Below are 21,094 nucleotides of genomic sequence, written 5' to 3'. Positions count from 1 at the left end.
GACACCGGCACCAAAGCGGAGGGGGTCACGCCATGGGGCGCGGCCGTCAAAAGGCGAAGCAGACCAAGGTCGCTCGGCAGCTGAAGTACTACAGCCCCGAGACCGACTACAGCGCGCTCGAACGCGAGCTGACAAGTCCGACCCAGACCGACCTCGCGGACCGGTACGAGGTACCGCCCGCTGATGACGAGGACGAGTGGTCGCCGCAGTCGCGGCGCAACTGATCCACTCATCGGGTGAGGGCCCGGCACACTGGGCCCACGTGCGTAGGTAGCGCCATCGAGGCGCGCCGCCGTCCGGCGGCGGGTCGGCGCCTCGGTCGCGCCGTCCCGATCGCGGTGGTCCACCGCGCGGTCCGCTCGGCGTGACCAGCGCCAGACCATAGGTGACCCACGCCGCCGGCGACCCGGAGGCCCGCCCGGCATTGCTGCTGTTGGTGGTGCTGGCGACCTGGTGGGTGCGATTCCGACGTACCGGGTACGTCGTAATCACACCGCTCTCGCGAATATTTGCGGTTGGGCAGGCCGCACGGAGCGGCGTCAGGCGCTGCGCACTGGGGTCAGGACGTCCGGTAGTCGTTCACCAGGCGCACGCCGCCTCCATGCACGCCCTTCGTCCCGGAGATCACCTCGGCCGACCCGTCGGCGTCGAGGTCCTCCGCCGCCGCGATCGTGCCCAGCTCCCACGCGGGCAGCCCGAGTTCGCGACATCTGGTGAGCGCGGCGTCGACCCCGTTCGCATCGACCACGGCCACCATGCCGACGCCGAGGTTGAGGGTGTTCTGCAGGTCCGTCCAGGGCACCGACCCGAGCCGGCGGACCACGTCGAACACGGCCGGCACCACCCAGGACGACCGGTCCACGGTGGCCACGAGGCCCTCCGGGAGCACCCTGGCCAGGTTCGCGGCGAGCCCGCCACCGGTGACGTGGGTGAACGCGTGCACACCCGCGCCCGGATCGGCCGCGAGCGCGAGGCAGTCGGCGGCGTAGACCCGGGTCGGCTCGAGCAGCTCTGCCCCGAGGGTGCGCCCGAACTCCGGCACGTCGCGGTCCAGCTCCCACCCGGCCAGCGAGATCACCCGGCGCACGAGGGAGTAACCGTTGGAGTGCAGCCCGCTCGCTCCCAGGGCGATCAGCACGTCACCGGCGCGGACCCGCTCCGGGCCGAGCAGCGCGTCGGCCTCCACCACGCCGGTGGCGGCGCCGGCCACGTCGTACTCGTCGGGCTCGAGCAGGCCGGGGTGCTCGGCGGTCTCGCCACCGACGAGCGCGGCGCCAGCCACCTCGCAGGCACCGGCGATACCGCGGACGATGTCGGCGATCCGCTCCGGGACCACCTTCCCGCACGCGATGTAGTCCGTCATGAACAAGGGCTTCGCGCCGACCACGACGATGTCGTCGATCACCATCCCGACCAGGTCGTAACCGATGGTGTGGTGGATGTCCATCGCCTGGGCGATGGCGACCTTGGTGCCCACGCCGTCGGTCGACGTGGCCAGCAGCGGCTTGCGGTACCTCAGCAGGGCGCTGGCGTCGTACAGGCCGGCGAACCCGCCGACACCACCGAGCACCTGCGGGCCGTGCGTGGCCCGCACGGCGTCCTTCATCAGTTCCACGGCCTTGTCACCGGCGTGCGTGTCCACACCGGCGGAGGCGTACGTGACGGGGGCAGCCTGGTCGCTCACGGGTGCATCAGCGCCCCGGCGCCGCCGCTGGCGACCGTCAGCGAGGTGAGTCCGTCCTCCGGTGCGCCGAGCCTGTGCTCGCGGCCCAGGCCGCCACCGGGGGCGTCCAGGATCGGCAGCTCGGTCTGCTCGGACAGTTGCACCGACGCGCCGTACTCGGAGATCTCGATCGGGTACTTCCCGGTGAAGCACGCGGCACAGAGCTTGGACGCCGGCTGCTCCGTCGCCCGGATCATGCCCTCGAGACTGATGTAGCCGAGCGAGTCCGCACCGAGACCGTGGCCGATCTCGTCCACGCTCAGGCCGTTCGCGATCAGCTCGGCCCTGGTCGCGAAGTCGATGCCGTAGAAGCACGGCCACTTCACCGGCGGCGAGGAGATCCGGATGTGCACCTCGGCAGCCCCCGCCTCGCGCAGCATCCGCACGAGCGCGCGCTGGGTGTTGCCGCGCACGATCGAGTCGTCCACGACCACCAGGCGCTTGCCTGCGATGACCTCGCGCAACGGGTTCAGCTTGAGCCGGATGCCGAGCTGGCGGATGGTCTGGCTCGGCTGGATGAAGGTGCGGCCCACGTAGGCGTTCTTGGTGAGCCCCTGTGCGAACGGGATGCCGGACTCGGTCGCGTAGCCGATGGCCGCCGGGGTGCCGGACTCCGGCACCGGGATCACCAGATCCGCGTCCACCGGGTGCTCCTTCGCGAGCGCACGGCCCATCGCCACCCGGGCGGCGTTCACCGACTTGCCGGCGATCGCGGTGTCCGGCCGGGCCAGGTACACGTACTCGAACACGCAGCCCTTCGGCGACGCCTCGGCGAACCGCTGCGTGCGCAGCCCGTCCTCGTCGATGACGATCAGCTCACCGGGCTCCACCTCGCGCACGAACGAGGCGCCCACGATGTCCAGCGCCGCGGTCTCCGAGGCGACCACCCAGCCGCGCTCCAGCCGGCCGAGCACGAGCGGGCGGACCCCCTGCGGGTCACGAGCGGCGTAGAGAGCGTGCTCGTCCATGAACGCCAGCGAGAACGCGCCACGCACCCGCGGCAGCACCTCGGCCGCCGTCATCTCGAGCGTGTGCTCGGGGTCCCCCGAGAGCAGCGCCGTGAGCACCATCGTGTCGGAGGCTCCGCCGTCGAGCAGCTTCTTGCGCTGCTCCGGCCCGTAGCGCTCGCCGACGAGGGCGATGAGTTCGCCTGTGTTGGTCAGGTTGCCGTTGTGTCCGAGGGCCACGGTGCCCGACGACGTGGGCCCGAGGGTCGGCTGCGCGTTCTCCCAGGTGCTCGCACCGGTCGTGGAGTAGCGGGCGTGGCCGAGCGCGATGTGACCGGTGAGCGTCCGCAGCGACATGTCGTCGAAGACCTGGGACACCAGGCCCATGTCCTTGTAGACGAGGATCTGCTGACCGTTGCTGGTCGCGATCCCGGCCGACTCCTGGCCGCGGTGCTGCAGGGCGTAGAGCCCGAAGTAGGTGAGCTTCGCCACCTCCTCACCCGGGGCCCAGACCCCGAAGACGCCACAAGCGTCCTGCGGGCCCTTCTCGCCTGGGAGGAGTTCATGCGACAGCCGACCATCTCCGCGTACCACGCGCCTATCGTCCCACAGGCACCCGGCGTCGCGAACTCCGGAGCCGCGCGGCCTCAGTCGCCGACGAGTTCGAACCGGACCTCCCGTGAGCCCGGGTCCGCGATGGTCAGGCGGATTCGCACGGACTCGCCGAGCGGCAGGTTCGCGCCGGTCACGCTCGCGCGGACGGCCGGGTCGGCGATCACCACGGTGCCCTCCTGCACAACGTCCGGTACGACGGCGGCGGTTGCGTCGGCTGCCAGGGCGTCGCCGCCGCGGCCGGTTCCGTTCCTGCCACTCGTGGCGTCGCCAGCGGTCCCGTTGCCGCCGTTGCGTGCGCTCTTGCCGTTGCGGCGCTCGTTCAGGTCGACGATCACCCCGTCGAAGGTCTCCCCCACCCGCGGCTGCAGCAGCACCGCCTCGATGAGGTCCACGCAGGCCCGCTCGTAGGAGTTCGCGCGCTGCCCGGACCGGTTCATGATCTTGGGGAGCCCCGGCAGCGCCTCGCGGACCCAGTCCGGCACGTCGGTCCCGGCCGTGGCCGCGAGGCACACCTCGAGCCCGTACCGGTCCACCAACCGGCGCAGCGGCGCGGTGACGTGGGCGTACTCGGCGGCGATCGCCGCGTGCTCGGACGTCGGCGGCAGCTCCCCGTCGAAGGCGAGATAGCCGGCGCCGCGGAACAGGGACGTCGCCTCCTGGGCGAACGCGGCGTGGGCCGGGACCCCTCCGTCGAGGGTCGCCAGCACGTCGCCGTAGGAGGCGCCGGCCGGCCAGTCGATGCCGAGACCGTGGGCGGCCCGGCGCAGCCGCTTCACGTCGCGGGGGTCTGCCTGCTCCAGGGTGCGGAAGATCCCGGCCCGCTTGCCCCTCATGAGGCCCGCCGCGGCGATCCCGGTGAGCAGGGAGATCTGCGCGTTCCACTCCTCCACCGGCAACGTGGCGCGGTATTCGAGGCGGTAGCCGCCGTCGTCGACGTCGACCTCCTGCTCGGGGATCTCCAGGGACACCCCGCCGCGGGCCCGCTCCCGCTCCTGGCGCAGCCCGCCGACCACGGCCAGCAGGGCGAGCGAATCGCTCGCGGTGCCGGCGTCGATGCGCTCCTGGACCTCGTCGTAGGTGAGCTGCTCGCGGCTACGCACCCGGGCCCGGTAGACCTTCGCCGACGTGATCTCACCGGTGGCATCGAGAACGATCTCCCACAGGCAGGCAGGCCGTTCGACGTTCTCGAGCAGGCTCGCGGCCCCCTCGGAGAGCACCGGCGGGTGCAGCGTGATCGAGCCGTCCGGGCCGTAGAACGTCACGCCCCGGTCGGCGAGCTCGGTGTCGATGGCGCCGCCCGGCGTCACGAACGACGCCGGGTCCGCGATCGCGTATCGGACCAGGTAGCCGTCTCCCTGGCGGGCCAGGTGCAGCGCCTGATCGAGGTCCTTCGCGCCGGGCGGGTCGATGGTCACGAACTCGACGTCCGTGGCGTCCAGGCCACCCGTCGGTGCCGCCGCGGCCGCGGCCTCCGCCTCGGTGACCGCCTCCTCGGTGAACGGGCCTGGGACCTCCAGTTCCTTGCGGATCTCGGCGAGCGCCGGTCCCACCGTCTGGGTGGCCGCGGAGTCGAGGTGAACGGTACGACGGGGCACGTCGGGCTCCTCTGGATCGGGTCGGTGCTGCGGTGCTCCAGCGGCCGCGGCGCGGCCGCGGTCAGTGCTGGTCGGTGTCCAGGTGACGCTTGCTGGTCCGATCCAACAGCACCGCGATCAGGCACGCGACCAGAGCGCCGAACGGGGCGAGCATCGCCATCAGCAGGATGAACATGCCGCCCCGGTCCAGGTACTCGGTCGGTTCGCCGAGCCGGGACAAGGCGAAGGCGATGATGATCCCGAGGGCGATGCCGAAGCCTGCGAACCGGCCGAACCGCGGCGCCCGGCGGACGCGGCTCCGGTCGGCGATCGCGGCCAGATCGAGGTCGGTGGTGTCCGAGACCTGCTCGGCGGACTCGGCCCAGGCCGGCGCCGGTTCGTCCGCGGCGGGGCCGTCGTCGGAGCGCTGCTTGGCGACCACGTCGGAGTCCAGCACCGCGGGCTGGTCGACCGGAGCCTCACCATCCTCCGCCGCGACCGGGGTGGGCAATGCCGAGGGGACGGGCGGGACCGGCTCCCGTTCGCCGTCGGGCTCGGTGTCGCCCTGTTCCAACGTGCTCATGCCTGAGACGTTACCCGCCCGCAATGCGACCGGAGAACGCGGGAACACCCCGCGTCCGGCTACCCCGTCAGAACAGCGGGAGCACCGCGCTCAGGTCCGCGCGCTGCCCGGAGGCTCTGACCCGGCCCGACGCGACGCCGTCGGCCCAGGCCAGCTCGCCCGTGGCCAGGCCGAGCCAGGTCTGTGGATCCATCTCCACCACATTCGGCGGGGTGCCGCGGGTGTGCCGTGGTCCCTCGATGGCCTGCACGACGCCGGCCGGTGGGACCCGCACCTCGACCGAGTTGCCGGGCGCCACCTCACCGAGCTCCTCGAGGCTGTACCGCACCGCGGTACGCACGTCGGCCGGCGCGGACCGCGCTCCGGCGGTCCGCCATGCGGACAGTGCCGCCTGCCCCTGCTCGGTGCCGATCCGCCGTCGTGCCATGGCAGAGAACCTACCCGTCCAACCGCCGGTCCTCGGCCCACTCAAACCGCAACGAGAATTCGTTGCCGAACGACCGAACGCCCGGCCCCACACCCTCGCGGGGTGGGACCGGGCGTCGGCTCGCCTACCGGGCTAGGACCTCCAGGAGGCCCGGCCCGGGCTCATCACGGCCACGGCCACCACGGGAAGAGGAACTTCAGCAGTGCCCAGAGGAAGCGGGCGAACGCCTCCCACGGGGACGACGGCTCCTCGGGCTCCTCGTCGGCCGCCACCGTGACGGTGGTGGTCACCGAGGTCCCGTTGTCATCGCTGATGACCAGATCGACGGTGCCCTCCAGGCCATCCGGCACGGTCACCCGCACCTGCGCCTGGCCGACCTCGTCGGTGGTGTCGACGATGGCCGGGTCGACCGCCGCGGTGCCGACCTGCTCGCCACCGAGGGTGATCACGACCTCCGCCGGAACCGGCTCACCGGCCGAGAATGCCAGCGAGGACAGGTCCAGGGCGATCTCGTCACCGGCCGCGTACTCGGCCGCCGGGTCGGAGACCCAGCTGACCCCGACGCCGCGCTGTGCGAGGTCCGGCGTCGCGGACCCGAACGCCGCCATGTAGTCCACCATGGCGACGAGGTCGCTCTGGCCGGAGTCCTGGGTGTTCGTGCCCTCACCGAGGGTCGCGAAGTTGTCACCGCCGGATGCGAGGAACGAGTTCACCACGACCGTGTACTGACCGGCCGGATCGATCGGCTCCCCGTTCAGGGTCATGTCCAGGATCCGCTCGCCGACCGCGGCGTTCGGGTCGTAGGTGAAGAGGAACCCGGCCGAGGCACCGAGCCGCAGGAACGGCCGGGAGGCACCGCTGGGCTGCCACTGCTCCTCGAGCACCTGGGCGAGCTGGTCACCGGTGAGCACGGTGGTGACCAGGGTGTTCGCGAACGGCTGGACGATCGCCGCCTCACGGTAGGTGAGCACGCCGTCGCCCTCGTTGCCGGAGGCGGCGTACGTCATGTCCGCCCGCAGGCCGCCCGGGTTCATGAAGGCGATCTGAGCGTTCGGGTTGGTCCGCTGCGCCGCCCAGAGCTGGACGTCCGCGACGAAGTTCCCGAGGGTGGACTCGCCACCGCGGTTCTCCGAACCGTTCGTCTGACGGGCCCGGTTGAAGTCCGCGGTGATCTCGCCGAGCGGCACCGCACCGAGCTCGTCGGCGACGGCCACGGCCTCGTCGACGATCTCCTGGACCGCCGGGTCACCCTCGCAGTACGTCTGCCGCGGGATCGGCGGGGTTGCCGTCGGGTTGCCGGCAACGGGGACCAGGTCCACGTTCTCGGCGGTGGCAGCGGTGACCTCACCGGTGGCCCGGTCCACGGTCAGGGCCAGGTTGCCCATGGCCTCGCCGTACTGGCCGGTCTGGGTGACCCACATGCCATCCACGTCGTGCGTGTAGGCGGTGTGGGTGTGCCCGGAGATGATCGCGTCGATGTTGGAGTCCGCGCCGGCGACCAGGTCACCGTACGGCGTGCCGTCGGCGCCGGACAGGTCCGGGGAGGACGCACCGTCGTGCACGAGCACCACGATCACGTCCGCCTCGCCGTTGGCGTCGTCTCCGTCGGAGAGCTGAGCGGAGTAGGAGTTGACCGCCTCACCCATGTCGGAGAACGTCAGGCCCTCGATGCCGGCCGGGGAGACCAGGGCGGGCATCTCCTCGGTGATCGCACCGATGAAGCCGACCGAGATGCCGTCGACGTCGAGGATCGTGTACGGGTCGTACACGGGGTCCCCGTTGGCGTCCACGATGTTCGCGGCCACGTATGGCCAGTTCGACGCCGGGATGACCCGGTCGTTCACGTCGTCCTGACCCTGGTCGAACTCGTGGTTGCCGAACGCCGAGACGTCCAGGCCGATCGTGTTCAGCACATCGATCGTGGGCTGGTCCTGCTGGATGAACGAGGTGAACGTGGACGCCCCGATGCTGTCCCCGGCGGAGACGAACAGGGTGTTCGGGTTTTGCGTCCGGAACGAGTCCACCGCGCAGGACAGGACCGCGCCACCCGCGGACTCACCGCTCGCCTCGATCCGGCCGTGGAAGTCGTTGATCGAGAGGAGGTTGATGTCGACCGTGGGCGTCACCGTCTCCGGCACGTCGATCCCGACGATGATCGGGTCGTGGTCCGAGGCCCGGAACTGCGTCCCGGCCTCGAAGTGCTCGCTGGCGAAGTAGTTGTAGCGCGAGTACTCCGCGAGCACCGACTCGACCGAGTTGATGCTCCACACGTCCACGCCGGTGACCTGCTCCAGTGCTGACGCGTTTCCGAACACGTGGTCGAGCGAACCGACCTTGCCGTCGAAGACGTAGGTGGTCTCCTCGGTGTTCAGATTCGTGTAGCCGGCGTCCTCCAGTGCGACGACCGGGTTCTCCGCGCCGTAGGAGTTGAAGTCACCGAGCAGGAAGATGTCCTCCACCTCGGCGGCGTCGGCCACCTCCTGCGCGAACACCGTCAGCGCCTGCGCCTGAGCCACCCGGTCCGCGTCGAAGCAGCCCTCCGGCAGGTCGCCGCAGTCGCCTCCCTTGGACTTGAAGTGGTTCGTCACGGCCAGGAACGTATAGTCGGTGCCGACGGCGGTGAACGCCTGGGCGAGCGGCTCACGAGCGTTGTCGAACGCCGCCGAGCCGACCAGCACGACCGACTCACCGGCGAGCTCGACGCTGGCCGGCTTGTAGATGAACGCGTTCCGGATGACGTCCTGATCGGCGAGATCCGGAAGCACCGCCGGCGAGGGCGCGAACGCCCAGGTGCCGGCACCGGCGTCGGCGTTCAGGGCGTCGACTAGGGTCGCGAGCGCGGCGTCCCGGTCCTGCCCGAACTGCGCCGAGTTCTCGATCTCCTCGAGGGAGACCACGTCCGCACCGAGTCCGTTGATCGCCGCGACGATCTTGTCCTGCTGGCGCTGGAGGTTGGCCTCGTCCCAGGCGCCCCGGGCGTCACAGCCGGTGTTGACCGTGATCGGGTTGCCGTCCCGGTCGGTGAAGGGCACGCATCCGGGCAGGTCCGCGCCGAGGGTGGTGAAGTAGTTCAGCACGTTGAAGGTGGCGATGGTGAGGTCGCCGCCCACATCCTGCGGGGTGGCGTTGGCCGCCTGGGTGTTGCCCGTGTTGAACAGCACCACGTCGTCGGCGTTGCCGTCGACGGGACTCGTCGGCTGGAAGTTCCACTGGAACCGGAAGTCCACGATGACCGGGCTGACGAACGTGAGCCCGACGCCGGTGCGCGTGTCCGGCGCGCCGGTCAGGTAGGGAACCTCAGCGCTGGGGTCCGTGCGGTTGGACTGGCCGTCGTCGAGCGTGATCGCGCGGGCGGCGTTGTCGGCCGCAACGGCGTCGAACTCGGGTGTGCCGGGCAGTGCGACGTCGGTCTCCTGCACGAGCGGTCCGCCGAGGCCGAGCCCGATGGACCCGAAGCGGGTCGTGCCGAAGCCGCCGAGGGCGTAGGTGTCGGAGACGACGTAGTCGGCCACCGGGGCGACGAGCATGCCCTCGAAGACCTCGCGCTCGACGTCGGTGCCGGGCAGGGCGAATGCCTCGATCGGCTTGACCGCCTCGGCCGGGGTGTCCAGTACCACGGCTCCGCCGGCTGCGACGGTGATCTCGGTGAGGCCGTTGAACTCGACGACCGTCCCGGTCACCTGGACATGGTCACCGATCTGCACGTTGGCCACGGTGGCCGCCGAGAACACGAACACGGCGTCGGAGGCGGTCCGAGTACTCGGATCCACGTCCCCACCGCTGCCCGCGGTCTGGAGGTAGTAGCCGTTGAAGCCACCGGTCGGGTACGCGGCAGTGACCACGCCGGTGGTGGTCACGGTCTGACCGACCACCGGGGAGGCATCGCCGGTGCCCTGGATCTGCGCGATCGTGTGGGTGTCCTCGCCGGGCTCACCCGGCTCGCCCGGATCGTCGGCGGTGTTGATGGCCCCGAACGAGCTCGTCGCCGGGCCGGTCCAGACACCGTCGATGAGTTGCAGGGACTGACCGATCGGAGTGGAACTGGCCTCGCTGACACCGATGTCGGTGCCGGCCACCCCGGCCGCCGGTCCGTTGTTCGCGGTGAACGTGCCCTCGTAGGTGAGGAACTCGACGAGGTTGCCGTCCGCGTCCACGAGCGCGACGCCGTCGGGCGAGCCGTTCTGGACGCCGTCGGTCGGGTAGTTCACGACCAGGACGCCCGCGTCCGGCACCACGCCGCCGACCGGGTCGGTGTCGTAGCTGTTGCCGCCGTTGCCGTTGTACAGGACCAGGGTCCAGCCGGTCAGGTCCGCCCCGACAGTCGCCTGGACCTCGATGGCCTCGCCGGTGTCGGCACCGGCGTTGTCGTAGTGGATCTCGCTGATGAACGCTTCGACCTCGGGCTCCGGCTCCGGGTTCAGCGCGCCCTGCGTGATCGCGACCGGGCCGGTCCACGTGGTGCCGATCCGCTGTAGCGTCAGGCCACGCTCGGTCTCGGCCTGCTGCACGCCCAGGTCGGTGCTGGCCAGACCGGCCGCCGGGCCGTCGGCCGCGGTGATGGATCCGCCGTAGGAACCGAACTCGACGACGCCGCCGTCGGGGTTCACCAGGGCGAAGCCACCCGTGCCGTTGACGATGGACTCGGAGCCGTAGTTGACGACCACCGTGCCGTTGCTCGCCGAGCCGCGGACGTTCGAGGTGTTGTAGGCGACGCCGTCGGCGCCGTAGAGCACCACCGTCCAGCGGTTCAGGCTGGTGCCGGCCGGCGCCTGGATCTCGATGAACTCGCGGGCGTCGGTGCCCGCGTTGTCATAGTGGATCTCGCTGATGAAGATCGACCCATCGGTCTGCACGAAGCTCGCGGCACTCTCATCCCCCGAGGAGAGTCCGGCCGAGGCGCTGCTGGGGTCGTCCTGTGGTGCGGCGAACGCGGGGACCGCGGCGCCGAGACTCGCGAGCGCGAGTGTCGTGATCGTTGCTATCGGGCGGAACGCATGCCTGCGTCCGCCCCTGGAGGATGGTGACATGTGGGGGCATCCTTTGTGTGATCCAGATAACAGGGGTACCCGGCACGGTAGCGCCCCCAGGTGACACTAGGAAGGGATTCAGCTCCCTCGGCGGGTGAGTTCACCGCCGGGTCATGGAACGTTCAACGGACTCGTGGTGTTCGATGGTCGCGGTTCATCCGCGTCCGTGCCGGACGGCGTCCCCCGGCTCCGGTCAGCGCCGGGACTTGATCCGAGACGCCTCCCTGGCGTCGCGACCACGGGAGCGGACCTGGCGCCGTTGCTCGGCGGCGATCCGGTGGTCCGCGCGGGCGGCCTGACGGCGCGCCTCGCGCTGGAGCTTGCGCCAGGACTCGAAGCGTCGCTCGCTGAGCTCCCCGGCATCGAGTGCCGCGACGACGGCGCAGCCCGGCTCCCGCTCGTGCGCGCAGTCGTTGAACCGGCACAGTTCGACGAGGGCGGCGATGTCCTCGAAGGTGGCGGCGACGGCCTCCTCGGTGGCCACGATGCCCACCGACCGCAACCCCGGGGTGTCGATCAGGAGGCGGCCGCCGGGCAGCGGCACCAGCTGACGGTGGGTGGTCGTGTGCATCCCGCGGCCGTCGCCGCGGACCACACCGGTGACCATGACGTCCGCACCCGCGAGCGCGTTGACCAGCGTCGACTTGCCGGCACCGGAGGGACCGATCAGCACCAGGGTCTGCGCCTCGCCCAGGTGCACCTCGAGGTCGTCGAGCCCGGCACCGGTGCTCGCGCTGATGGCGACCACGCCGACGCCCGGAGCGACGGCGCCGGCCTCGGTGACCCAGTGCGCAGCGTCGGATACCAGGTCCGCCTTGGTCAGGACCACCAATGGGATGGCGCCGGAGCGCCACGCGATCGTGAGCATCCGTTCCAGGCGTCCCAGCGACGGTGCCGGCTCGAGATGCTCGACGATGACGACCACATCGACGTTCGCGGCGATCACCTGCTCCACGGACGTGCGGTCCGACCCGTCCCGGGCGAGCTCACTCGTGCGCGGCGCGACCAGCGTCCGGGCGCCGTCGAACACCACCCGGTCCCCGACTGCGGGGTGCAGCGGGTCGCCGACCACGGCCGGCAGCGTGCCGTCCCGGCCGGTGGCGATGGTCAGCTCCGCCGGTTCCTCGCGCGGACCTGCCGCGGGCAGCAGGACGCAGACCGAACCCCGGTCCACCCGGGAGATCCGCCCCTCGTCAGTGCCTGTGCCACCTTCGTCCACACCACCGACGGTAGGCAGCCCGGCAAGGGAATTTGACGCGGGTCCGCACCCGCACCCCGCACGAGCGCTCGCGGACGGCCGCGGATCAGTCCGGTGCGACCGCCGTCGGATCGGCCTCGGCGGCCGCCTTCACAGCAGCCGCGATCGCGGTGTGCAGGTGCGGATGGAACACGCTGGGGACGATGTAGGTCGCGTTGAGCTCGTCGGCGGTCACCACGCCCGCGAGGGCGTGCGCGGCGGCGAGCAGCATGTCGTCGGTGATGCGCGTCGACCGGGCGTCCAACAGGCCGCGGAAGACGCCGGGGAACGCGAGGACGTTGTTGATCTGGTTCGCGAAGTCGCTGCGGCCGGTGGCCACGACGGCGGCGTGCCGGGTCGCGATCGCCGGGTCCACCTCGGGCACCGGGTTCGCCATCGCGAACACGATCGAGTTCGGCGCCATCGCGGCGATGTCCGCCTCGGTGAGCAGATTCGGTGCGGAGACGCCGATGAACACGTCCGCGCCGACCATGGCCTCGGTCAGGGTGGCGCCGTACCGGTCCCCCTGGGTCGCCTCCGCGATCCAGGCGAGGGTCGGTTCCAAGTTCGGCCGGTCGGCCCGGATGATGCCCTCGACGTCCGCGAGCACCACGTCCCGCGCCCCGGCGGCGAGCATCAGACGCAGGATCGCCGAGCCGGCGGCGCCCGCCCCGGACTGCACGATCCGGACGTCGCCGATGTCCTTGCCGACCACCTTGAGCGCGTTCGTGAGGGCGCCGACGGCGACGATGGCGGTGCCGTGCTGGTCGTCGTGGAACACCGGGATGTCGAGCTCGGCGCGGAGCCGGTCCTCGACCTCGAAGCACCGCGGCGCGGAGATGTCCTCCAGGTTGATGCCGGCGAACACCGGCGCCACGATCTTCACGGTGCGGACGATCTCGTCGACGTCCTGGGTGTCCAGACAGAGCGGGAACGCGTCGATCCCGGAGAACCGCTTGAACAGGGCCGCCTTGCCCTCCATCACCGGCAGCGCCGCGATCGGGCCGATGTTGCCGAGGCCGAGCACGGCCGACCCGTCCGTCACGACGGCCACCGTGTTGCGCTTGATGGTGAGCCGGACCGCGTCCTCGGGGTGGGCGGCGAGCTGCTGCGAGACCCGCCCGACGCCCGGGGTGTAGATGAGCGAGAGGTCGTCGCGGTGGCGGATCTGCATCTTGGGCTGGATCTCGATCTTGCCGCCCAGGTGGGCGAGGAACGTCCGGTCCGAGACCCGCCCGATCGTGACCCCCTCGACCGTGCCGAGCGCCTCGACGATCCGGGCGGCGTCGTCCTCGCCGCCGGTGGCACAGGTGACGTCCACCTGGAGGCGGTCGATCCCCGACGCGGAGACGTCGACGGCCGTGACTACTCCCCCGGCCTCCTCGACGGCGGTGGTGATCGAGCTGACCGCCGCCGGCCGGGCCGGCATCTCCAGTCGGACCGTGATCGAGTAACTGACGCTGGGTGCACTCATCGCCTGCTGGACCGCCTTCACCGCATTCGGAGGGAGTTCGCGCCCCACGTCGTCGATCGGAGCGCCGTTCGTCATTGTGCCGCAGCCGCTGAGTGGTGGCAGCGCGGCTCGGCGCGAGAGTCAGAGGAGCGGGGCCGTGGAGCGGCGCACCACCAGTTCGGCGGCGAGGTCGAGGCGCCGGTTGGTCGGCGCCTCACCCCTGGCGATGCCGAGCAGCATCCTGGTGGCGGTCGCGCCCATGTCGTAGAGCGGCTGATTCACGGTGGTCAGCTGGGGCACAACCCATTCGGCCAGCGGCAGGTTGTCATAACCCACCACCGACACGTCCTCGGGCACCCGCAGGCCGAGCTCGTCAGCCGCTCGCAGCACCCCGAGGGCCTGCATGTCGGAGCCCGCGAAGATCGCCGTCGGGCGGTCCGGCAGGCTCAGCAGCTCCATCCCGTACCGGTACCCGCCGTCGACGCTGAAGTCGCCGTACCGGGTCAGCGTCGGGTCGAGCGCGATACCGACCTCGTCATGCGCCGTGCGGTAGCCGTCCACCCGGGCCCGGCTGCAGAGCACGTCCGCCGGCCCGCTGATCACCGCGACCCGGCGGTGGCCGAGCTCGAGCAGATGCCGGGTCGCACTGAGGCCGCCGCTCCAGTTGTTCGAGCCCACCGTGGGGACCCCGGCCGGCGGCTCGCCGTCGGTGTCCACGACCAGGAACGGGATCGAACGGCTCTCGAGCTGGTGGCGCTGTTCCCGGTCGAGCCCGGACAGGACCAGCACGACCCCCAGCGGGCGCCGCGCCAGGACAGCGTCGAGGAGGTCCTGCGGCGGGCGGTGTTTGCCACCGAGCTCGGAGAGCACCACACCGACATGCTCGGTCGCGGCGACCGCCTCGACCCCGCGGATGATCTCGATCGCCCAGGGAGAACCCAGCTGGTGGAACACCAGATCGATGAGTGCGGGACCGGCCGAGCCGTTCGAACGCCGACGCCGGTAGCTGTTCCGGGCGAGGACCTCCTCCACCCGCTCGCGTGTCTTCTGGGAGACGTCCGGCCTCCCGTTGAGCACCTTCGAGACGGTCGGCACCGACACCCCCGCCTCGGCTGCGATCGACGCGATCGTCGCCTTGCCGCGCGGCGCACTCGGCTCAGGACCCGTCTCAGGACCCGACGACTGCGCCATGGCTGACCTCACTCCTACCCGCAACTTTCGCTGCGACGGTACCACCTGACCCGGCCAGGCAGGCCCTGTTTCCGTTCCGTGACCTACCGTCCGTTGACATCGCTCACATCATCGACCTAAAGTCACCACCACAAAGTATCGGTGCAATTCCGAAAGTTTCGTGTCGAGGCATCGCTGCCGAGACCCACAGTGCGGTGGAGGAAGGTCTCGATGACCACAGAGATCACGAGGGGTGCGGCTGTGTCGAACCTGTCGCCTGGCACCGCCGAGTCGACACCCCCCTGGAACGACCTCCTGCTCACGAGCGCAGAACGGGCCGACGCCCTCATCGCCGAGATGACGCTCGAGGAGAAGATCGGCCAACTCGTCGGCCTGTGGGTCGGCGCGGACGCCTCCGGGGGCGGCGTGGCCCCGCACCAGGCGGACATGACCGGCACCGACCACGCCTGGGCGGACGTGATCGACGGCGGTCTCGGGCAACTGACCCGCCCGTTCGGGACCGCACCCGTGGCGCCTGCGGCCGGAGCCCGGTCCTTGGCCAGTTCCCAGCGGGAGATCATGGCCGCGAACCGGTTCGGCATCCCAGCCCAGGTGCACGAGGAGTGCCTCGCCGGCTTCGCAGCCTGGCAGGCCACCGCGTACCCGGTCCCGCTGTCCTGGGGCGCGACGTTCGACCCGGACCTGGTCGCCGAGATGGCGACGCTGATCGGGGAGTCGATGCGTGCCGTCGGCGTGCACCAGGGCCTGGCCCCGGTCCTCGACGTGACCCGCGACTACCGCTGGGGCCGCACCGAGGAGACGATCTCCGAGGACCCGCAACTGGTCGCCGAGATCGGCGCCGCGTACGTGCGCGGACTGGAGTCCACCGGGATCGTGGCCACCCTCAAGCACTTCGCCGGCTACTCCGCGTCCCGCGCCGGCCGCAACCTCGCCCCGGTCTCGGTCGGCCCACGCGAGTTCGCCGACGTGATCCTGCCCCCGTTCGAGGCGGCGCTGCGCGAGGGCGGGGCCAGGTCGGTGATGCACTCCTACACCGAGATCGACGGTGTCCCCTCTGCCGCCGACGAGCGTCTGCTCACGGGTCTGTTGCGGCAGGAGTGGGGCTTCGAGGGCACCGTGGTCGCGGACTACTTCGGGGTCAGGTTCCTGGAGCGGCTGCACCGGGTGGCGGCCGGGCCGGGCGAGGCGGCCGGCCTGGCGCTGCACGCCGGGGTGGACACCGAACTGCCGAGCGTGGACGCGTTCGGAGCGCCGCTGCTCGAGGCACTCCGGGCCGGCCGAGTGGACGTCGCGCTCGTGGACCGGGCCCTGCACCGAGTGCTGCGCCAGAAGATCGACCTCGGCCTGCTCGACCCCGATTACGCTCCCGAACCCGCCGGGTCGGGCGGCGGCGAGCTCGACGACGGCATCCTCGACACGGCGGACTCGCGCGACGTCGCGCTACGCCTGGCCCGCGAGGCGGTCGTTCTGCTCAGCAACCCCGCTGGGACCCTGCCGCTCGCGCCCGGGGCGAGGGTCGCCGTCGTCGGCCCGCTCGCGGACGAGGAGATGGCGATGCTCGGCTGCTACTCCTTCCCGGCGCACGTGGGCGTCCAGCATCCCGAGCACCCGATCGGCCTGGACATCCCGACCCTACGGGCCGCGCTGGCCGGCTCCGGGCTGGACGTCAGCCATGCCCGCGGGTGCGACGTCACCGACATCGAGCCCGAGGGTCTCGAGGAGGCCGTCCGGGTCGCAGCGGCGGCGGACGTCGTCGTCGTGGCGGTCGGCGACCGGGCCGGGCTGTTCGGGCGCGGCACCTCGGGCGAGGGCTGCGACGCCGAGGACCTGCACCTGCCCGGCATCCAGGCCGATCTCATCGAGGCCGTGCTCGCGACCGGGACCCCGGTGGTCCTGGTGCTGCTGGCCGGGCGCCCGTACGCGCTCGGCGCTTACGCCGACCGCGCAGGCGCCGTCGTGCAGACGTTCTTTCCGGGCCAGCTCGGCGGGCAGGCGATCGCGGAGGTGCTCACCGGGACGGTCGCTCCGTCCGGGCGGCTGCCGGTGAGCGTGCCACGCCGCCCCACGGGCGGTCCGGGCACCTACCTGACGGCGCCGCTCGGCGCCCGCTCCGGCGTCTCGAACCTGGACCCGACGGCGTTGTTCGGCTTCGGTCACGGCCTCACCTACACCTCGTTCGCCTGGGAGTCCGCGACCGTCGTGAACGCGGCGGATGGTGACGGCGTCCCCGAGTGGGACGTGACCGGCCACGCGATCGTCGAGGTGACCGTCCGCAACACCGGGGAGCGCGCCGGTACCGAGGTCGTCCAGCTCTACCTGCACGACCCGGTCGCCCAGGTGACCCGCCCGGTGCAGCGACTGATCGGCTTCGCCCGGGTGCCGCTCGAGGCGGGCGCCGCGGCCCGGGTGCGCTTCACCGTGCCGGCGGACCTCACCTCGTTCACCGGGCTGGCCGGACGACGGATCGTCGAACCGGGCGACGTAGAGCTCCGACTCGCACGCTCGAGCGCTGACGTCGCCGCGGCGCTACGCCTGCGGCTCGTCGGAACCGAACGCGAGACCGGACCCGACCGCGCACTGGGCTGCGCCGTCGTCATCGAACAGGCCGACCCAACCGCGGAGGTGACCCAGTGACGATCCGGGACCCGCTCGCCCCCGAGAGCGCACCCGCGACGGCCGGAGGAGCCGTCGCCGTCGAGAAACCGCCGCCCGCCCGCACCGGCGCCCGCCGCCCAGGCGGCGGCAAGGTGACGTGGCGGCAGGCGCTCCGCAAGGACTGGCGCCTGTACACGTTCCTCGTGCTGCCCGTCGTCTTCCTGATCATCTTCCGGTACGTGCCGATGCTCGGGAACGTCATCGCGTTCCGCCGGTTCCGACCGGGCGGCTCGATGTTCGGCGACGAGTGGGTGGGCCTGTACTACATCGAGATGTTCATCAACGACCCGACCTTCTGGCGGGTCTTCACCAACACCCTGATCCTCGGCGCGCTGACCCTGATCATCGTGTTCCCGCTGCCGGTCATCCTCGCACTGCTGCTCAACGAACTGCGCTCGCGCAAGCTCAAGCGGTTCGTGCAGACCGTGACCTACCTGCCGCACTTCATGTCGATCGTCATCGTGGCCGGCATCGTGCTCCAGCTGACGTCACTGAACGGCACCATCAACCAGATCCTCGGTGCGATCGGCGCGGAGCAGATCTCGTTCATGCAGGAGCCCTCCTGGTTCCGGCCGATCTACGTCTCGTCCGAGATCTGGCAGACGGTCGGTTGGGGCACGATCCTCTACCTGGCTGCGTTGACCACGATCGACGACCAGCTGTACGAGGCGGCCCGGATCGACGGTGCGAACAGGTGGCGCCAGACCTGGCACATCACGCTGCCCGGCATCCGCCCGACGATGGTGGTGCTGCTGATCCTGAACATCGGCACGTTCATGGCGGTCGGGTTCGAGAAGGTCCTGCTCCTGTACAACCCGCTGATCTTCTCGACTGCGGATGTGATCTCCACGTACCTCTACCGGGTCGGCATCCAGTCCGGGAGCTACTCCTACTCCACGGCCATCGGCCTGTTCGAGGCACTCATCGGCCTCACCCTCGTCATGTCCGCCAACGCGATCTCGCGTCGAGTCGTCGGGAGCTCCCTGTGGTGACCACCGATCCGATCCAGGCCGTCCCGGACGTGGCGGCCGTGCGCCGGTCCACGACCACCATCAAGGACACCCGCGGGTACAGGGCGTTCAGCGTGGCGAACGTGGTGGTGCTCACCCTCATCTGTGCGCTCACGCTGTACCCCTTCATCAACCTGGTCGCAAAGGCGTTCAGCTCGGAGGGGTTCATCATCGCGGGCCAGGTGAACCTGATCCCCCGCGGGTTCAACATCACCACCTTCGCGGCGGTGCTGAGCGACGACATGTTCTGGATCAACTACAAGAACACGGTCATCTACACCGTGGTGGCCACCGCCATCGCCATCGCGATGACCACCACGTTCGCGTACGCGATCTCCCGCAAGGAACTGAAGGGGCGCCAGTTCTTCATCGGGCTCGCCGTGTTCACGATGTTCTTCAGCGGCGGTCTGATCCCGAACTACCTGCTGATCAACGAGCTCGGATTCAAGAACACGATCTGGGCGATCGTCATCCCGAACGCGATCAGCGTCTTCAACCTGCTGATCATGAAGTCGTTCTTCGAGAACTTCCCCACCGAGCTCGAGGAGGCGGCCGCGATCGACGGCCTGTCCACCTACGGAGTGTTCTTCCGGATCGTGATCCCGCTGAGCAAGGCGGTCCTGGCGACCATGGTCCTGTTCTACGCGGTGGCGTTCTGGAACTCGTGGTTCAGCGCCTTCCTGTACCTGGACCGGGCCGAGCTGTACCCGGTCACGGTCTATCTACGGAACCTGCTCGCCGCCGCCACCGGCACCGAGGGCCTGGGCTCCGACGGCGCGCAGATCGCCGCCAATGTGCAGTCCGTGACGATGGTGCTCACCGTGCTTCCGATCATCTGTCTCTACCCGTTCATCCAGAAGTACTTCGTCTCGGGCGTGATGCTCGGCTCGGTCAAGGGCTGAGTCACGTCCGAATCCCCAACCGCAAGTCCCAACCCGTCGTGGACGACGACGTTCAACCCCGGAGGAAACAATGAGTAGGAATGCAAGGAAGGCCGCCGCCGGCCTGTTGACCGCGGCACTGGCCATCACACTCGCAGCGTGCAGCTCGGACGGCGGCGACGAGGGCGAGAACGGCCCGGAGCCGGGCGCGCTCGACGACAACATGGTCGGCGCGATGGAGGACTACGGCGTCGGCACCACGTTCGTGGCCACCGAGCCGATCGAGTTCTCCCTGCTCTACCGCGACCACCCGAACTACCCGTTCAATGAGGACTGGTCGATCCTGCAGCACCTCGAGGCGGACAACAACGTCACGTTCGACTTCGTGAACGTGCCGCTCTCGGACTGGGGCGACCGCCGCTCGCTGCTGATCAGCGCCGGTGACGCCCCGATGCTGATCCCGTCCACGTACAACGCGGACATCCAGCCGTTCACCGGCAGCGGCGCCGTGCTACCGATCTCCGAGTACCTCGACTACCTGCCGAACTTCGCCGAGAAGGTTGAGGAATGGGGCCTGCAGGAGGACCTCGACCTGCTCCGCCAGGAGGATGGCAACTACTACCTGCTGCCCGGCTTGCACGAGAACCCGAAGCCGGCCTACTCGATCGCGATCCGGGCCGACCTGTGGGAGGCAGCGGGGATCACCGAGGACCCCGAGACCTGGGAGGAGTTCACCGAGCAGCTGGAGATCGTGAACGAGGCCTTCCCCGACCTCGCCTACCCCTACTCCGACCGCTGGTCCGCGAACGGCCCGCTGGAGGCCACCCTCCAGGCGGCGTCCGGCAACTTCGGGACCGAGGCGGGCTGGGGCTACGGCGACGGCGTCATCTGGGACCCCGAGGCCGAGGAGTACGTCTACACCGGTGCCTCCGACGGCTATCGGGACCTGGTCACGTACTTCGCCGACCTGGTGGAGCGGGGCCTGCTCGACCCGGAGTCGCTCACGCAGGAGGATGACGCCGCCATTGCGAAGTTCACCTCCGGTCAGTCCGCTGCGATCGGCGTGAACGACCAGGAGATCCTGCGCTACCGCGAGGCGTTCGCGGACGCCGGTAACACCGAGGCCGAGGTGCGTTACCTGACCGTGCCCGCGGGCCCGGCCGGCAACATCATGGATGCGAGCACCGGTGGCCGGTTCGAGTCCGGGATCGCGTTCTCGGCCGATGCCGCCGACTCTCCCAACTTCGTGGCCATGCTGCAGTTCGTCGACTGGCTGTACTTCTCCGACGAGGGCCTCGAGTTCGCCAAGTGGGGCGTGGAGGGCGAGACCTACAACACGGCCACCGACGGCACCCGCACCCTGGTGGAGACCATCGACATCAACGGCCTGAACCCAGGAGCTCCCGAGACGCTGAACACCGATTACGGCTTCCACAACGGTGTCTGGATGCTCAACCACGGCGCCACCGCGGACCTGGTCCAGTCCATGCTGCGCCCGGAGGTGGTGGACTTCCTGAACGCGATGAACGAGAAGGACGTCGCCCCGAGTGGACCGGCGATCACCATGGACGAGATGCAGCGCGAGCAGGCATCACTGCTGCAGACCGCCCTGCAGGACAACGTCATGCAGAACACGGCCGCGTTCATCCTCGGTCAGCGCTCGCTCGATGAGTGGGATGCCTACGTCGCCGAACTCGAGGCGGCCGGAATGTCCCAGTACGTCACCCTCGTGAACGAGGCCGCCGACGTCACGACCGGCTGACCCCGGTTC

At 70.3% G+C, this 21,094-nt stretch carries 14 protein-coding genes; 5 read left to right on the top strand and 9 right to left on the bottom strand.

The genetic code is table 11. The features are described 5' to 3' along the window. Positions 1–32: 32 nt before the first annotated feature. Positions 33–224 carry a DUF3073 domain-containing protein gene (locus HALOF300_RS04780; RefSeq protein WP_156739792.1) on the top strand — a complete coding sequence of 64 codons (192 nt, stop codon included), beginning with the start codon at positions 33–35 and terminating at the stop codon, positions 222–224. A 335-nt stretch (positions 225–559) separates the two neighbouring features. Here HALOF300_RS04780 and purM read toward each other — a convergent pair whose 3' ends face one another. From purM to HALOF300_RS04735, 9 genes are all read right to left on the bottom strand, one after another. After that, positions 560–1,684 carry a phosphoribosylformylglycinamidine cyclo-ligase gene (gene purM, locus HALOF300_RS04775; protein WP_156739791.1) on the bottom strand — a complete coding sequence of 375 codons (1,125 nt, stop codon included), beginning with the start codon at positions 1,682–1,684 and terminating at the stop codon, positions 560–562. Beyond that, a complete protein-coding gene (purF, locus tag HALOF300_RS04770; RefSeq protein ID WP_156739788.1) occupies positions 1,681–3,264 on the bottom strand; it encodes an amidophosphoribosyltransferase in 1,584 nt (527 codons plus the stop codon). The genes purM and purF overlap by 4 nt, the downstream gene beginning before the upstream one ends. 53 nt (positions 3,265–3,317) lie before the next feature. Continuing rightward, entirely contained in the window at positions 3,318–4,880 is a 1,563-nt protein-coding gene (locus tag HALOF300_RS04765; protein WP_231955019.1) for an RNB domain-containing ribonuclease, read from the bottom strand. A gap of 61 nt (positions 4,881–4,941) precedes the next feature. After that, complete coding sequence (locus tag HALOF300_RS04760) at positions 4,942–5,442, bottom strand: hypothetical protein (RefSeq protein ID WP_156739786.1); 501 nt, start codon at positions 5,440–5,442, stop codon at positions 4,942–4,944. A gap of 67 nt (positions 5,443–5,509) precedes the next feature. Then, positions 5,510–5,869 (bottom strand): sterol carrier family protein, encoded by a 360-nt coding sequence (locus HALOF300_RS04755; RefSeq protein WP_156739784.1) that lies wholly within the window; start codon positions 5,867–5,869, stop codon positions 5,510–5,512. Positions 5,870–6,033: 164 nt separating this feature from the next. Next, on the bottom strand, positions 6,034–10,896 hold the full coding sequence (locus HALOF300_RS04750) for an ExeM/NucH family extracellular endonuclease (protein WP_156739782.1): 4,863 nt from the start codon (positions 10,894–10,896) through the stop codon (positions 6,034–6,036). A 193-nt stretch (positions 10,897–11,089) separates the two neighbouring features. Continuing rightward, positions 11,090–12,115 (bottom strand): ribosome small subunit-dependent GTPase A, encoded by a 1,026-nt coding sequence (gene rsgA / locus HALOF300_RS04745; RefSeq protein ID WP_231955018.1) that lies wholly within the window; start codon positions 12,113–12,115, stop codon positions 11,090–11,092. Between the two features lie 85 nt (positions 12,116–12,200). Beyond that, positions 12,201–13,607 carry an NAD-dependent malic enzyme gene (locus HALOF300_RS04740; RefSeq protein WP_154795937.1) on the bottom strand — a complete coding sequence of 469 codons (1,407 nt, stop codon included), beginning with the start codon at positions 13,605–13,607 and terminating at the stop codon, positions 12,201–12,203. A 120-nt stretch (positions 13,608–13,727) separates the two neighbouring features. Beyond that, positions 13,728–14,777: a LacI family DNA-binding transcriptional regulator gene (locus HALOF300_RS04735; RefSeq protein ID WP_156739779.1), complete on the bottom strand. Its 1,050-nt coding sequence runs from the start codon at positions 14,775–14,777 to the stop codon at positions 13,728–13,730. A gap of 210 nt (positions 14,778–14,987) precedes the next feature. Between HALOF300_RS04735 and HALOF300_RS04730 the strand changes: the two genes are divergently transcribed. The 4 genes from HALOF300_RS04730 (at position 14,988) to HALOF300_RS04715 (ending at position 21,085) form a co-directional block, all read left to right on the top strand. Next, positions 14,988–17,411, top strand: a complete 2,424-nt coding sequence (locus HALOF300_RS04730; protein WP_156739777.1) for a beta-xylosidase/alpha-l-arabinosidase — start codon at positions 14,988–14,990, stop codon at positions 17,409–17,411. A 2-nt stretch (positions 17,412–17,413) separates the two neighbouring features. Further along, positions 17,414–18,424: an ABC transporter permease gene (locus HALOF300_RS04725; RefSeq protein WP_156739971.1), complete on the top strand. Its 1,011-nt coding sequence runs from the start codon at positions 17,414–17,416 to the stop codon at positions 18,422–18,424. Then, the gene (locus HALOF300_RS04720) at positions 18,418–19,344 is read left to right on the top strand and encodes a carbohydrate ABC transporter permease (RefSeq protein WP_156739775.1); all 927 of its coding nucleotides are present in this window, start codon (positions 18,418–18,420) and stop codon (positions 19,342–19,344) included. The genes HALOF300_RS04725 and HALOF300_RS04720 overlap by 7 nt, the downstream gene beginning before the upstream one ends. A 70-nt stretch (positions 19,345–19,414) precedes the next feature. After that, positions 19,415–21,085: an ABC transporter substrate-binding protein gene (locus tag HALOF300_RS04715; protein WP_156739774.1), complete on the top strand. Its 1,671-nt coding sequence runs from the start codon at positions 19,415–19,417 to the stop codon at positions 21,083–21,085. The last annotated feature ends 9 nt before the right edge of the window (positions 21,086–21,094 follow it).

The organism is Occultella aeris (genome assembly GCF_902703175.1).
Taxonomy (GTDB): Bacteria; Actinomycetota; Actinomycetes; order Actinomycetales; family Beutenbergiaceae; genus Occultella; species Occultella aeris.
Note: the sequence above shows the minus strand (reverse complement) of the source record. Positions and strands in the feature narration are given on the sequence as shown.